Annotated in this window: 11 protein-coding genes and 1 pseudogene; 3 read left to right on the forward strand and 9 right to left on the reverse strand. The window is 72.2% G+C overall.

Annotation, left to right across the window (positions count from 1 at the left end; all coding sequences use genetic code 11):
- Nucleotides 1-95: 95 nt before the first annotated feature.
- From HMPREF3165_RS02710 to HMPREF3165_RS02740, 7 genes are all read right to left on the reverse strand, one after another.
- On the reverse strand, nucleotides 96-788 hold the full coding sequence (locus tag HMPREF3165_RS02710; protein WP_083303164.1) for a response regulator transcription factor: 693 nt from the start codon (nucleotides 786-788) through the stop codon (nucleotides 96-98).
- Between the two features lie 3 nt (nucleotides 789-791).
- Nucleotides 792-2,096 (reverse strand): sensor histidine kinase, encoded by a 1,305-nt coding sequence (locus HMPREF3165_RS02715; protein WP_256274811.1) that lies wholly within the window; start codon nucleotides 2,094-2,096, stop codon nucleotides 792-794.
- 132 nt (nucleotides 2,097-2,228) lie between these two features.
- Nucleotides 2,229-3,620 (reverse strand): FtsX-like permease family protein, encoded by a 1,392-nt coding sequence (locus HMPREF3165_RS02720; protein ID WP_009406706.1) that lies wholly within the window; start codon nucleotides 3,618-3,620, stop codon nucleotides 2,229-2,231.
- Nucleotides 3,617-4,480 (reverse strand): ABC transporter ATP-binding protein, encoded by an 864-nt coding sequence (locus HMPREF3165_RS02725; protein ID WP_370991889.1) that lies wholly within the window; start codon nucleotides 4,478-4,480, stop codon nucleotides 3,617-3,619. Before HMPREF3165_RS02725 ends, HMPREF3165_RS02720 begins: the two co-directional genes overlap by 4 nt.
- A 488-nt stretch (nucleotides 4,481-4,968) precedes the next feature.
- A complete protein-coding gene (locus HMPREF3165_RS02730) occupies nucleotides 4,969-5,826 on the reverse strand; it encodes a MetQ/NlpA family ABC transporter substrate-binding protein (RefSeq protein ID WP_070510694.1) in 858 nt (285 codons plus the stop codon).
- Between the two features lie 128 nt (nucleotides 5,827-5,954).
- On the reverse strand, nucleotides 5,955-6,671 hold the full coding sequence (locus tag HMPREF3165_RS02735; RefSeq protein ID WP_070510695.1) for a methionine ABC transporter permease: 717 nt from the start codon (nucleotides 6,669-6,671) through the stop codon (nucleotides 5,955-5,957).
- The gene (locus tag HMPREF3165_RS02740; protein WP_070510710.1) at nucleotides 6,668-7,831 is read right to left on the reverse strand and encodes a methionine ABC transporter ATP-binding protein; all 1,164 of its coding nucleotides are present in this window, start codon (nucleotides 7,829-7,831) and stop codon (nucleotides 6,668-6,670) included. The genes HMPREF3165_RS02735 and HMPREF3165_RS02740 overlap by 4 nt, the downstream gene beginning before the upstream one ends.
- 362 nt (nucleotides 7,832-8,193) lie before the next feature.
- Between HMPREF3165_RS02740 and HMPREF3165_RS02745 the strand changes: the two genes are divergently transcribed.
- On the forward strand, nucleotides 8,194-9,189 hold the full coding sequence (locus HMPREF3165_RS02745) for an alpha/beta hydrolase (RefSeq protein WP_003788219.1): 996 nt from the start codon (nucleotides 8,194-8,196) through the stop codon (nucleotides 9,187-9,189).
- Nucleotides 9,190-9,213: 24 nt separating this feature from the next.
- On the opposite strand, the gene HMPREF3165_RS02750 is transcribed toward HMPREF3165_RS02745, so the two are convergent.
- Together HMPREF3165_RS02750 and pheA are read right to left on the reverse strand one after the other, a co-directional pair.
- Nucleotides 9,214-9,771 (reverse strand): low molecular weight protein-tyrosine-phosphatase, encoded by a 558-nt coding sequence (locus tag HMPREF3165_RS02750; RefSeq protein WP_176746988.1) that lies wholly within the window; start codon nucleotides 9,769-9,771, stop codon nucleotides 9,214-9,216.
- A 517-nt stretch (nucleotides 9,772-10,288) separates the two neighbouring features.
- Nucleotides 10,289-11,233 carry a prephenate dehydratase gene (gene pheA, locus HMPREF3165_RS02755; protein ID WP_020992039.1) on the reverse strand — a complete coding sequence of 315 codons (945 nt, stop codon included), beginning with the start codon at nucleotides 11,231-11,233 and terminating at the stop codon, nucleotides 10,289-10,291.
- A 203-nt stretch (nucleotides 11,234-11,436) separates the two neighbouring features.
- On the opposite strand from pheA, the gene HMPREF3165_RS02760 reads away from it, so the two are divergent.
- Both HMPREF3165_RS02760 and HMPREF3165_RS02765 read left to right on the forward strand, forming a co-directional pair.
- The gene (locus tag HMPREF3165_RS02760; protein WP_070510697.1) at nucleotides 11,437-12,366 is read left to right on the forward strand and encodes a fructosamine kinase family protein; all 930 of its coding nucleotides are present in this window, start codon (nucleotides 11,437-11,439) and stop codon (nucleotides 12,364-12,366) included.
- A 26-nt stretch (nucleotides 12,367-12,392) separates the two neighbouring features.
- Nucleotides 12,393-13,419: pseudogene (locus HMPREF3165_RS02765) on the forward strand (hypothetical protein); the annotation flags it as partial.

Below are 13,419 nucleotides of genomic sequence, written 5' to 3' on the forward strand. Positions count from 1 at the left end.
AGCCCACGCGTTCGGGGACAGGATTCCCGTCCCCGACGGCGTCGAACGCCCCCGCCCGCACAAAGATGTCCCCGGCCGCGAGGACACAACACATCTCAACCGCCGCTCTTGTACCAGGCGACGGCGATTTGGACGCGGTCGCGCAGGTGGAGTTTGGCCAGGATGCGGCTGACGTTGCGGCGCACGGAGGCGGGCTGCAGCACGAGCCGCTCGGCGATCTCCTCGTTCGACATGCCTTCCGCAATGAGCCGGGCTACGTCGAGCTCCCTAGGCGTCAGCACCCCGAACCTCTCCCGCAGCCCCTCGCGCTGCGCACCGGACAGCGCCCGCGGAACCCCACGCGCAATGAGCTCCTTGGTGACGCGCGGCGTGAGCACCGCATCGCCCTGTGCCACCGCCCGCACCGCCTGAGCCAGCTGCGCCGCGCGCACATCCTTGAGCAGGAACCCCGAGGCCCCCACCTCCAAAGCCCCGAAGGCGTAGTCGTCCTCGTCGTAGGTGGTCAGCACCAGAACCTTCACCGTCGGGAACCGCCGCGCCATCGCCCGGGTCGCGCTGATCCCATCCATTCCCGGCATGCGCACATCCATGAGCACGACGTCGGGCAGCCCCGTTGACCGGTTCAGCCCCTCCAGGATCTCCAGCGCCTCCTGCCCGTCACCGGCCTCCGCCACCACGTGCAGGTCCGGCGCCTTGCGGATCATGAGTGCCAGCCCCAGGCGCGCGTAGCGCTGGTCATCCACGATCATGACCGACGTCGGCCTCAGTTCCTCCGACTCCGCGCCCACGCCTCAGCCCTCACCGCGAGTTCTCGGCACCGTCGCCGCAACCCACCAGCCGCCGTCGGACTCGGGCCTCCAGTCCAGCGAGCCTCCCACCGCCTCAACCCGGGCCCGCAACCGCAGCAAGCCGGTACCCTCCGCGGGTCCACCACGGCGGCCATCGCCCTCCCCGCCTCTGCCACCTGAGGAGCCGTCGTTGCGAACCATCACCGTGACCGCCGACTCGCCGTGGTCCCAGGACACCTGCACCTGCGACAGCGCGGGCGCGTGCCGCACCGCGTTGGTAAGCGCCTCCCGGGTGAGCGCGAAGCACAGGTCGGCCTGCCCGGCGTCGTCGGCCCGCTGCCCGGTCTCAGTGAAGACGATCGTGACGCCCAGCGACCTCACCCTGCCGACGACGCTCCTGATCTCATCCCAGGATCGGTGCCCGGCACCGTCCCGGCCCGGCGACTCCGCCAGCTCACCCTCGCCGTCGGCCAACGCTCTCACCGCCCGGCGCGTCTGCTCCAGGCACTCCCGCGCCACCTCATTGATGCCGCCGAGCGCCTCATCGATCTCCGGGTCGGCGCCACCGGCCAGCCCCTCGGACAGGGCGATGATCGTGGTCAGGCCGTGCCCCACGGAGTCGTGCAGCTCGGCGGCGATACCGGCCCGGCTCACTGCGCGGTCGCGCTCGGCCCGAAGCGCCCGGAAGCGCTCCCGCTCGGCTTTGGCCCCGGCTTGCGCCGCTCGCCAGTTCGCGACGCTGCGCGCCATCATTGCCGCGATGACCGTCAGCAGGACCGCGACCACCTGGCTGAGCCACTCCTCCATCAGGACCCCGGGCGGGGCCACCAGGACCGCGCTGGCCGTCGCCATGAGGCAGGCCGCGCCGATCACCGCGAGGTGCTGCCACAGCGGGAGCCGGCTCACCGCACTCCCCAGTGCCACCAGCATCGGGAAGAGAAAGAAGTTGTTGAGCCCCAGCGCCGAGGCCACCACGTACACGGCACACTCGATCAGGAAGACCCCCAGCGGGTACCTGCGTCGCGCAGTAAGGAGCGCCGTGGACCCCATGGCCGCCAGAATGAGAATCGCAGAACCGATTCTGGTCGGGGCGATCCCTGCAACCAGGCCGCCGTCGCCGACGCGGCCGGTCAGCACCGCGCTGCCAATCATGCCGCCCTGGTAGGTGGCGCACAGGATGAGGAGCAGCGTGGACAGGATGCCGGGGCCGGCCTGCGCGGGCGCCGGCTGGCGCACCCACTCCCCCAACGTCCGCCAGTCGATCCGCATCCTCATGGCCGACGACGAACCACGCTCTGCACCGAACACCAGCGCCCCTCCTCCCCGTTGCGTCCGTACCCTACGCCCCGAGACCTGAACCCCAGAGCGGCTCGCGAGGCCTGGGGACGACCGCGATTCCCAGGCAACCAGCGGCCTCTGCTCGACCTACTCCAGCCCGTCTCACTCGGCCGCCAGGACGGTGCCGATCGGGGTCCGGGTGGCGCCCCGGATCGGAGCGAGTAGCACCGCGACCAGGGCCAGCAAGGACAGGAGGGCCACCAGCAGCACTGGCCCGACGCCGGGGCGCACTACCAGCGGCATCCCCGCCCTGACGTAGAAAAGGGACTCGCCGGCCGTGGTCACCACCAGCGGCACGAGCGAGATCAGCAGGGCCGTCCCCACGTACAGGCCCGCCTCGACGACCACCTGCCGGCACACGCCGCGCACCGTGCTCCCGGCGCAGCGCAGCACCGCGAGCTCACGCTGCCGGGACCGGGAGGACATGCCGACGACGGCCACGGCCCCCAGCAGCGCCACGGCCCCGAGGATCGTCGCCAGCACCAGCGAGTCCACCTGGTTGATCGCCACGTTCAGGCGCGCCGCCTCCACCACCGCCTGCCCCGTGGCGAGACTGGTCGTGAGTGCCGCGGTGAAGGAGATCGCCAGGGCCAGCAGGCCGATGGCACTCGCCGACGACTCGCTGCGCCACAGCGCCGAACGCCGCGCAATGAGCCACGGTCCACCCAGCCGCGCCAGCGGCGCCGACCACAGCCGCAGCAGCCGCGGGATGAGCGCGGGCGCCAGCAGCACCACGAGGACCGCGAGCAGGAGCGATGCCAGGATCGCCTGGCCCCCACCGGTCGGCCATCCGTCGATCTTCCTTCCCGGCGGAGCCAGAAAAGCGAGGAGCAGCTGCCCCGCGCATGCGAGCGCCCAGAGTCCGGCCAGGATCCGTCGCCCCACACCCATGCGCCGTCGCCCACTCGGGGCCGCATCGCGAACCGCCTCCACGGCGGGCGTCCTCACCGCGGCGCGCGCCGGGCCCACGGCCCCCAGGACCGCGACGGCGACCACGACCACCACGGTGAGCAGGAGCGTCGTCGGGGTCTGGGCGACCTCGATGCGCCCCATGCGCGCGGCCGCCAGACGGGTGAGCACCGAGGCGAAGGGCTGGGCCGCCACCTGCCCCAGCAGGATCCCGGGCACACAGGCCACCAGTCCCAGCACCGCCACGGTGGCGAGGACGGCGGCGAGCACCTGGCGAGGCAGGGCGCCGGCCAGCCGCCACAGGGCCCAGCTCGTGCGCAGTGCCTGCACGCAGGACTGCCCGACGACGGCCACCACCGGAACCGTCACCATCGCCGTGTAGAAGGCGACCGAGACGCCCGGAACCGTGAGCTCGGCCGGGTCCACGCCCGCCGCCCGCGCCGCGGCGACGACGTCGGGCCGGGTGACGGTCATGCGGTGCACCAGGCAGACATTGATGAGCCCGGCGGCGAGGGCCAGCACCGCCACCGTCCCCGACCAGGCCCGCCACTGTGTAGCCAGGGCGCGCAGCGTGTAGCGGGTCATGCCGCATCTCCCGTCTGATTGACGGCGGCCAGCAGCTCGTCGGGAGTGGCACCGCGGCGGCGGTCGACGATACGGCCATCGCGCATGATGAGCACGGTCTCCGCCAGGGCAGCGGCCCCCAGGTCGTGCGTCACGAGGATGACGGCGGCCCCGTCGTCGGCCAGGCGTCGCAGCTCGGCGAGCACGAAGGCGGCCGAGCGGGTGTCGAGGGCCCCGGTGGGCTCGTCGGCGAAGACGACCGGTGGACGGCGGTAGAGGACCCGCCCTAGGGCGACGCGCTGCTGCTCACCGCCCGAGAGCGTGGTCGCGACCGCGTCAGCGCGCGACTCCAGTCCCAGCCCGGCCAGGACCTCCCGCACCCGCGCCGAGTCGGGGCGCCGGCCGGCCAGGGTGTCGGAGATCGTGATGTTCTCCCGCACCGTCAGGTAGGGCACGAGGTTGTAGGCCTGAAAGACGAAGCCCACCCGGTCGCGGTAGAGCTCGGCCCCCCGCGCCGCCGGGAGCCCGCCGAGGTCGCGCCCCATGAGCGAGACGCGCCCCGACGTCGCCGGCTCCAGCCCGGCCAGGCACAGCAGCGCCGTGGACTTGCCCGAGCCACTGGGTCCGACCAGCGCCGTCATCCGCCCCGGCATCATGGCGCAGGAGATGCCGTGCAGGATCTCGATCGGTTCCCCGCCGGGGGTCGGGAAGGACTTGCGCAGATCGCACGCCTCGACAGCGACCGGGCCACCTTCTCCCCCGACGCAGGCAACGTCTCCCTCCCCATCCGTGCCGCCCGGGCGCCCGAGGCCCCCGGTCGTGCGTCCCCGAACTGGTTGAGCCGACCGGTCCGACTGTGTCCGTTCACGTCGAGCTGCCATGGCCCTGCGCCGTCCTCTCCCCTGTGAATCCGCAGGTATCGCTGGACGCCGTCGGACGTCCGCGGATCAACCTAGGCGGCCGCCTCGGCTCCCGGGCCCGCAGACCGAGAACTGTCCACAGATGATGACAACCGGCCCCACGGTCAGCACGGCGGGGGACATTCCGCGCGGCCGGATGCGGTCAGCTCCAGCCGGGGACAGCCCACGCGTTCGGGGACAGGATTCCCGTCCCCGACGGCGTCGAACGTCCCCGCCCGCGACGACATGTCCCCGAACGCGCGAAGTGCACCCACCAACACCGCATGCCCTCGCCTCACCACGCCGCGCGCGCTCAACCGCCACACCCGCCCGAGCCGCACATCCGCCCACCCACGCACCCCACCCCGCCCACACCAGAACGAAGGGCCGGTCGCAGTCGGCCTTTCGACCAACCACAACCGGCCCCGCGCACGGACCCTCAACCGGCCCTCAGCCGCAGCCTTCCGACGTCAGAACGCGGCGACAACCGCCCCGTCGGGCCAGGTCTTGTTGATGTAGTCGCGCAGCTTTTCGTCGTTGAGGAGCTTGGCGAGCTTCTTGAGGTGCTCGTTGTCCTTGTCCTCCTTGCGCACGACGAGCTGGTTGGGGTACTCGGAGTCCTTGCCGCCCTTCTCCAGGACGAGCGCGTCCTTCTTGGGGTTCAGTCCGGCGTCGATGGCGTAGTTGCCGTTGATGACCGCGGCCTCGGCGTCGGGCATCGACTTGTAGACCTGGGCGCCGTCAACCGTGGTGAACTTCAGCTTCTTGGGGTTGGAGGTCACGTCGGTGTCGCTGGGCAGCTCGGCGGACTTGTCCAGCTCGATGAGTCCGGCCTGGGCCAGGAGCTTGAGGCCACGCGCCGTGTTGGCCGGGTCGTTGTTGAGGACGATCGTGCCGCCCTCCTTGATGTCCTTGACGTCCTTGTAGCCCTTGGAGGTGTAGATACCCATGGGCTCGATGTGGACGTCGGCGATGGAGACGAAGTCGTAGCCCTTCTCCTTGTTCTGCTGAGCCAGGAAGTTGGGGGTCTGGTAGAAGTTGGCGGCCAGCGAGCCGTCCTCCAGCGAGGAGTTGGGCGTCTGGTAGTCGTTGATCTCCTTGATGTCCAGCTTGATGCCGGAGCCCTTGGTGAGGTTGTCCTGGACCCACTTGAGGATCTCGACGTGGGGCTTGGGGGTGGCGCCGATGGTGATCGTGGCGGTGTCGCCGTCGACCTTGATGCCCTTGACCTCGCCCTTACCGGACTTGGAGCAGGCGGCCAGGGTGAGGGCGGCGGCGGTGGCAAGGCCACCGGCGATGACGGTGCGCCGGGAGATGAAGGAGGACATGGTGGTTCCTTTCGCGGGGCCGGGCGGCCCCCAGTGACGGGAGAGAGGAAAGTCTTGAACAGTGCTGGGGCCGACGGCGCAGCTGCCCGGTTCTGGGCGGCTGCGCGCCTACCCGGCTGGTGATCGCCTCAGCGGTGGTTCACCAGCCGGCTGAGCATGTCGCCGACCAGCTGGATGATGCCGACGATGCCGACAATGACGACCACGGTGATGACCATGACGTCCACCTGGTTGCGCTGGTAGCCGTACTGGATGGCGAGGTCACCCACGCCGCCGCCGCCCACGGCGCCAGCCATGGCGGAGTAGCCCAGGAGGGTGATGATGGTGACGGTGGCCGACTGGATGAGGATCGGCAGGGCCTCGCGCACGAGGACCCCCCAGGTGATCTGCCGCCCGGAGGCCCCCATCATGAGGGCGGCCTCGACCTTGCCGCGGTCGACGTCGTTGATGGCCGTCTCCACCAGGCGCGCGTAGAAGGGGATCGCGCCGATGGTCAGCGGCACGCAGGCCGCCTGCCACCCCAGGGAGGTGCCCACGAGCAACCGGGTGAGCGGGATGAGGGCCACCATGAGGATGATGAAGGGCATGGAGCGCCCGATGTTGACGATCTGGGAGAGCACCCAGTACAGGGTCGGGTTGCGGAACTGGCCCCGCTTGCCGGTGGAGACCAGGGCCAGCCCCAGCAGGAGCCCGAGGATGACTGTGATGGCCCCGGAGACGAAGGTCATCGCCAGGGTCTCAACGAGGGCGTAGCCGAGCTTGTTCTGGATGGCCGGGTTGTCGAACCAGGTGCGGCTGCTCGGCACGGCAGCGGCCTGGGCCAGCGGAAGGAGGATCGAGTTCATGAGCGGACCTCCGCAGCAATACCGGCCTTGCGCAGGGTGCTCACGGCCTGTTCGGTGTCGGGCGCGGGGACGGTGACGGCCAGGCGCCCGATCTGGGCCTGCCCGATCGTCTCGAAGACGCCGGCGGCGATGTCCCCACCGAGCTCGGCCACCATGGACATGAGGGCGACGGCGGCCGGCTGGCCCGGGTGGGCGGTGATGGAGACGTCGATGACGCTCTCCCCGTGGGCGACGGCGGCCTCGGGCACCTTCGGGAAGGGCACGATCTCGCGTGAGAGCCGGGAGTCGACGTCGAGCACGATGTCCTCCAGGCGGCCGCTCTCCACGATCTTGCCGGCCTCGAGCAGGCTGACGGAGTCGCAGACCTGGCGGACCACGCTCATCTCATGGGTGATGATGATGACGGTCAGGCCCAGGGTGTCGCGGACGTTCTTGATGAGGTCGAGGATGGAGCGGGTGGTCTCCGGGTCCAGGGCCGAGGTGGGCTCGTCGCACAGCAGGACGGCCGGGTCGTCGGCCAGCGCCCGGGCGATGCCGACGCGCTGCTTCTGGCCGCCGGAGAGCTGGGAGGGGTAGGAGCCGCCGCGGTCGGCCAGGCCCACGAGGTCGAGCATGCGCTTGACGACCGGGTGGCGCCTCCCGCCGGGGACGCCCGCGAGCGCCAGCGGGTAGGCGATGTTCTGCGCCGTGGTGCGCTGGTCCAGGAGGTTGGCGTGCTGGAAGACCATGCCGATGCGGCGTCGGGCCTCACGCAGCTGACTGGACGACAGGGCGGTCATGTCCTGGCCGGCGACGCTCACGTGGCCGCTGGTGGGGCGCTCCAGAGAGGTCAGGCAGCGCACGAGCGTGGACTTGCCGGCCCCGGAGGTGCCGACGATGCCGTGGATGGAGCCGGCGGCGACGTCGAGGCTGAGCCCGTCCAGGGCGCGCACCTCCTTGCCGCTGCGCAGGCGGTAGACCTTGTGGACGTCGCGCAGGGAGATCATGGGCTCGCTTGGAGAGCCGGGCACGTCACCGTCTTCGGACCGGCCGGACTCGGCGGTCGACTGTTCACTGGTTGTCACGTATTCCTCCATCGTTCCTGGCGGAAGCACCCGCACCATGAAGGGGGTTGCTGCAATGTCGTCGAGCCAGGTCTCTCGGTTGCTCTGGATGGCCACCAGTAACTTACGCAGCACCGCCTTGGCGACGCAAGCGAGGCCACCTTCAAGGGACTGAGGTCACGCCCACATCGACGGCGTTCCCGAAATGCGAGACAAGCCGGGCCGGGCGGGCCGGGCGGGGCGGTGCGACCCGGGTTGCACGGGGCCCGCCGGCCGGCCGGCTTTCGGCCTGAGCCGTTCGGGCCCCACTGGCCGGCCCGCGCTCGCTCCGCACGTGCGCCCCACCCGGCCATCACCCACCGCTCAGCCCGGACCTCAGTCCACCCGCCACCGGTGCTCCCGCAACATCCTGGCTATTCCCAGGTCACGTGTCGGCGCCGCTACTCGCGCCGCACAGGGCAACGTGTTTGGATCTGCTCATGAGTGCGACCTTGGAGCCGACCGCCCCCGACATCCTGGGAGAGCCGTGGGTGGCCCGCCGTATCCCGGTGACCGAGTCACCCACGAAGGCGCCCGGCGCCGACCACGCCGTGCTCGTCTTCCAGCGTGAGGCGGCCGGCCGGGCCAGCCGACCCCGGCACTCGCGCGCGGTCCTCTACCTGCACGGCCGCAGCGACTACTTCTTCCAGACCCACCTGGCCCAGGCCTACCTCGACGCCGGCTTCGAGTTCTACGCGCTGGATCTGCGGGCCTGCGGGCGGGCCGGTGTCGGACACCCCTCCCCGCATGACGTGCGCGACCTGCGCGTCCATGACGAGGAGATCGCCGAGGCCCTGCGCATCATCCGCTCCGAGCACGGGCACGACGTCGTCGTCCTCAACGGGCACTCGACCGGCGGGCTGCAGGCGGTCATCTGGGCGGCCGACCACCCCGGGACCGTGGACGCGCTCGTCCTCAACTCCCCGTGGCTGGACCTGCGCGGGTCGGCGCTGGTGCGCTCCTACGGCTCGGCCTTCGTGGACCTCCTCTCGCGCCGGGACCCCGAGCGCGTCATCGGCGAGCCGGGCAGCGGCGATGAGGACAACTACGTGGCGGCCCTGCACCGGCGCTGGCGCGGTGAGTGGGACTGGGACCTGGCGCTCAAGCCGGCGCCGTCCTTCCCGGTGCGGGCCGGGTTCCTGGCGGGGATCCGGCGCCTGCAGCGCGAGGTCCACCACGGGCTGGGGATCCGGGTGCCGATCCTCGTGTGCTGCTCAACGGCCAGTGGCGGCGTCAAGGCGAGCCTGGAGGAGGCGCAGCGCTCCGACGTCGTCCTCGACGTGGAGCAGATCATCGACCGCTCCCAGTACCTGGGCGACGACGTGACCGTCCGCCAGATCCCCGAGGGCGTCCACGACCTGGCCCTGTCCGGGCCGCTGGCGCGCGCCGAGTACCTTCAGGCCGTCATGCGCTGGCTGGACAACCGCCTGCACTGAGCGCCTGCACTGAGTCGCTGAGCCTCAGTCGCGGGGCACGGCGAGCTGCTCGGCGAGCTCGTCACTGACCCGTTCGACGACCTCCAGGGTGTCGAGGAAGTCGGCCATGGTGCCGTACCAGGGATCGGGCACGTTGAGGACGCTGCGGGAGGACCCGCCCGCGGTGACCGCCTCGGCCTGCTGGGTGGAGGCCGGGTCGAGCTCGCGGTACATGCGGATGCGGCCGGGCTCGGCCCCCAGGCCCCCGGCGCGGCGCTGGAGGACGTTCCAGTGGGAGTCGGTCATGGCCAGCAGGAGGTCGGCCTCGGTGATCTCGGCGTCGGTGACGCGGTGGGCGGTGTGGGAGGCGATGGCGATGGCCGTGGCGCGCGAGACGTCGTCGGCGCCGACGCCGTAGCCGGCCTCGGTCAGGACGCGGCGGGCCCGGGAGTCGATGGGGTTGCCGCGTTCCTCGTCGGAGACGCCGGCGGAGGTGACGGTCACGCCGTCCGGCCCGGAGTCGGGGATGCCGGCGGCGGCGAGGCGGTCGCGCAGGACGACCTCGGCCATGGCGGAGCGGCAGATGTTGCCGGTGCACACCATGACGACCCGGTAGGGGCCGGCGCCGCGGCGGCCGGGCAGCGCGGCGGGCGCAGTGGAGGAGGCGGAAGAGGCGGAGGCAGCGGCGGTCGTCTCGGTGCTGGCGTCGGAGGAGCTCACGTCCCGAGCCTTACGCACGCCGAGCTCACCTGTCCACTGACCTGTCCACTGACGCAGCCTCCCGGCCGAGGACATGCGCTCGCCGACGGGGACATCCTGCGCGTGCGGGGACTTTTGCTCGCGGCCGGGGACAACCTGCGCGTGCGGGGACCGGATTCCTGTCCCCGACGGCGTCGAATGCCCCCGCCCGGGACGACACGCACCCGGCCGCGCAGAATGTCCCCACCGGGGCCGCCGCGACGCCGGCACAAGGTGAAGCGTCCGCGCGGTCGTAGGGTAGGTCGCGCAGTCGTGCCCTCAACCCTCGACAGCGCGGCATAAGGCTCGACCGCGACAGCGAGGCCTGCATGCCGGTGTTGTACAGGCGGGCTGCACGGCCGGGCGGCTGCTCGGGCCCCGGCTAGAGCGCGCGGCCGTCGAGGACGTCGGCGACCCAGGAGCGGGCCACGACGAAGTCCTTGTCGCTGGTGCCGGCCAGGACCGCCGTCGGGCGGGCGTCCAGCCGCGGGTAGGAGCCCAGGAACCGCACCACCGGGCAGGTGCGGTGCAGCCCGATGAGGGCGGCCTGGACCCGCTCCTCGCGCACGTGCCCCTCGACGTCGATGGAGAAGCGGTAGCGCCCCAGGGAGTCGCCCACGGGCCGGGACTCGATGCGCGAGAGGTTGACGCCGCGGGCGCTGAACTGCTCGAGCATGTCCAGCAGGGCGCCGGAGCGGTCGTGCGGGAGGTGGACGAGCAAGGTGGTCTTGTCGGCGCCGGTGGGCTCGCCCACGCGGCCGGGCCGGGTCACCTTGACGAAGCGGGTGACGGCGTCGGGGTTGTCCGCCACGCCCCCGGCGATGACCTCCAACCCGTACTGCTTGGCGGCCAGCGGGTTGCACAGGACGGCCTGGAAGCCGGTGTCCCCCTCGGTGGTGGCCAGCGCGCGGGCGGGCGCCGAGGTGGAAGTCCCGGCGACGTACACGGCCTCGGGGAGGTTCCGGTGGACCCAGCCGCGGCACTGGGCCCAGGCGTGCGGGTGGGTGGAGATGGCGCGCACGTCCTCCAGGCGGGTGCCGGGGCGGCCGGCCAGGACGAAGGTGATCGGCACGGCCATCTCGGCGGCGATGACCAGGGGCGTGGAGGCCACGAGGTTGTCCAGCGTGGCGTTGACCCCACCCTCGACGGAGTTCTCAATGGGCACGACGGCGGCCTCCACCGTGCGCTCGCGCAGGTGGTCCAGGGCGGTGGGCACGTCCGGGCAGGGGTCGAGCTCGACATCGACGGGGGCGACCTGGCGCAGCGCCATCTCGGTGAAGGTGCCGGCCGGCCCCAGGAAGGACCAGAGCGGAGCGGGAGCAGTCATGGGCACAGGGTAGCCAGTCCGGGCGGTCGGGCCGGTGGCGGCTTGCTCCGTGGAACACAGGGGCTCTCACTGGCGGGGCCGGTCCCGCCGCTTGGCCTGGTCAGGAGGGAACAGCCCAGGTCCGGCCAGAGCCGGACTCCCCCACCGGGATGCTGTCTCCTGACACCCTCCCGTGACGGCTGCGGTCCTGGCAGGCTGGGGCCATGAGTGTTTTCCGCAAGCACGACGACGGCCCGGTCTCCACCGCCCTGGAGGCGCAGGGCCTGGCCTGGCTCGCCGAGGCGATGGTCGACGGCGGGGCGCACGTGGTGCCGGTGACCAGCGGCCCGGGCTGGCTGGAGGAACCGCGACTGACGACGACCGCCGTGACGCCGGCCGGGGCGGAGGCCTTCGGCCGAGCACTGGCCGTCACCCACGCCGCGGGCGCCCCGGCCTTCGGGGCGGCGCCTCCCGGGTGGGACGGCCGGGCGCAGATGGGCCGCTCGGACATCCGGCTGCGGCCGCACGCCGTCGAGGAGGGCGAGCCGCGCCGCTGGGGCGAGTTCTACGCCGAGGACCGGATCCTGCCCTACCTGCAGCCCAGTCGGGACAACGGCTCGATCAGCGTGGGCGGGGCCCGTATCGTCGAGCGGCTGTGCGAGCGTCTGCGCGACGGCGACTTCGACACCGACCAGCCGGCCCTCGTGCGCGCCGGCGCCCGCGAGCGCGGCGCCCGGGTCGCGGTGGCCCGCACGCACGGGGATCTGTGGTGCGGCAATGTCCTGTGGACCCCGGCCGATGAGGCCGCCCAGTGGGCGCCGCCGCGGGCCGGCCTCGGGCCGCAGGAGCTCGACCCCAGGCAGGCACCCAGCGGAGCGGTTGACGTTGCGGCCGGCGGGCCGACGGCGGTCGGCGTGCTCATTGACCCGATGGCGCAGGGCGCGCACGCCGAGACCGACCTGGCGGCCCTGGGCGTGTTCGGGCAGCGCTACCTGGATCGCATCTACGCGGCCTACCACGAGGTCTCGCCGCTGGCGGAGGGCTGGCGTGAGCGGGTGGGCCTGCACTCCTGGCACATCCTCATGATTCACGCCTTCCTCTTCGGCGGGGGTTATGGCGGGGAGGCGGTCGCCGTGGCCCGCCAGTACCTGTGAGCGGCCAGGGCCCGTAGGCTGGTCGGGTGAGACCTCGACGACGTCAACAGCGCCTGGTGCGCGGGGTCGTGTACGTCCTCGTGCTGCTGGTGGTCATCGGCATGATCCTGGCGGTGGTGGGGCCGGCCCTCGCCACCGCGGCTCCGGCGGCGCCGGAATCCGAGGCAGCGCCGGCGTCCCAGGCGGCCTCCCAGGCGGCGTCGGCGCCGGCCTCCGATGCCGCCTTAGCCTCGCACTCGTCGTCGCGGCCGGCGCCGGTGGTCGTCCTGGCGACGAACAATCTCACCTGGGCTGACCTGCAAGCACAGGCCTCCCGCGAAGGCGCCGGTGAGAGCTCCGGCTCGTCCGGCGTCGGCTCGGCGGCCGACCGCCTGCTGGCCTTCGCCCGGCGGCGCGAGCCGATGAACCTGTCCGTGCGCACCCCGGCGGACCGCACCTGCCCGGCCGACGCCTGGCTCACCCTGGGCCGGGGAAAGCGCGCGAGCGCCATCGAACCGTCCGCTTCCTGCGCCGGCCCCACCACCGCGATCCCCCGCAGTACCCCCCTGGTCGGGGCGCTCGAGCAGGACGTCTCGATCCAGGCCGTCGGCCCGGGCACGCAGCTGGCCACAGGCGCACCGGGGGGCTCAGCGACCAGGCCCGCCCCCGTGGCGCCGTCGGTGGCCGAGGCCCTGGCCGCCGACGCGGACCTCACCATCGTCGACACCGCGAGCGCCGCTTCCACCGACGCCGAGCGGATCGCCGCCCTCGACGAGGCCCTGCGCACGGTCCAGGAGCAGTCGCGCCCCGGTACTCGCATCATCGTCGCCTCCCTGGCCGACGACGAGGCCCCCGGCCCCCAGATGGCGGTCCTGCCCGCGGGCACGAGGAGCGCACGCGGCACCTCCGGGGGTCTTGTCATCAGCGACTCCACGCACCAGGCGGGCCTGGTCCAGCTGACTGACCTCACCCCGACTCTCGTCTCCGCCCTGGCCGGCCGCCGCGACCCGGCCTTCGACGGCCACGCGCTCACGCTGCCCGAGACCGGCCGCGCGGGCGTGGCAGCAGCCGGCG

The organism is Actinomyces sp. HMSC08A09, from assembly GCF_001807465.1.
Taxonomy (GTDB): domain Bacteria; phylum Actinomycetota; class Actinomycetes; order Actinomycetales; family Actinomycetaceae; genus Actinomyces; species Actinomyces oris.

What these genes read in the sequence shown, in the direction of transcription:
- HMPREF3165_RS02720 (WP_009406706.1), bottom strand. Translation starts at nt 3,620, where the DNA reads ATGACCCGCTACACGCTGCGCGCCCTGGCTACACAGTGGCGGGCCTGG.
- HMPREF3165_RS02725 (WP_370991889.1), bottom strand. Translation starts at nt 4,480, where the DNA reads ATGGCAGCTCGACGTGAACGGACACAGTCGGACCGGTCGGCTCAACCA.
- HMPREF3165_RS02730 (WP_070510694.1), bottom strand. Translation starts at nt 5,826, where the DNA reads ATGTCCTCCTTCATCTCCCGGCGCACCGTCATCGCCGGTGGCCTTGCC.
- HMPREF3165_RS02735 (WP_070510695.1), bottom strand. Translation starts at nt 6,671, where the DNA reads ATGAACTCGATCCTCCTTCCGCTGGCCCAGGCCGCTGCCGTGCCGAGC.
- HMPREF3165_RS02745 (WP_003788219.1), top strand. Translation starts at nt 8,194, where the DNA reads ATGAGTGCGACCTTGGAGCCGACCGCCCCCGACATCCTGGGAGAGCCG.
- HMPREF3165_RS02750 (WP_176746988.1), bottom strand. Translation starts at nt 9,771, where the DNA reads ATGGTGTGCACCGGCAACATCTGCCGCTCCGCCATGGCCGAGGTCGTC.
- pheA (WP_020992039.1), bottom strand. Translation starts at nt 11,233, where the DNA reads ATGACTGCTCCCGCTCCGCTCTGGTCCTTCCTGGGGCCGGCCGGCACC.
- HMPREF3165_RS02760 (WP_070510697.1), top strand. Translation starts at nt 11,437, where the DNA reads ATGAGTGTTTTCCGCAAGCACGACGACGGCCCGGTCTCCACCGCCCTG.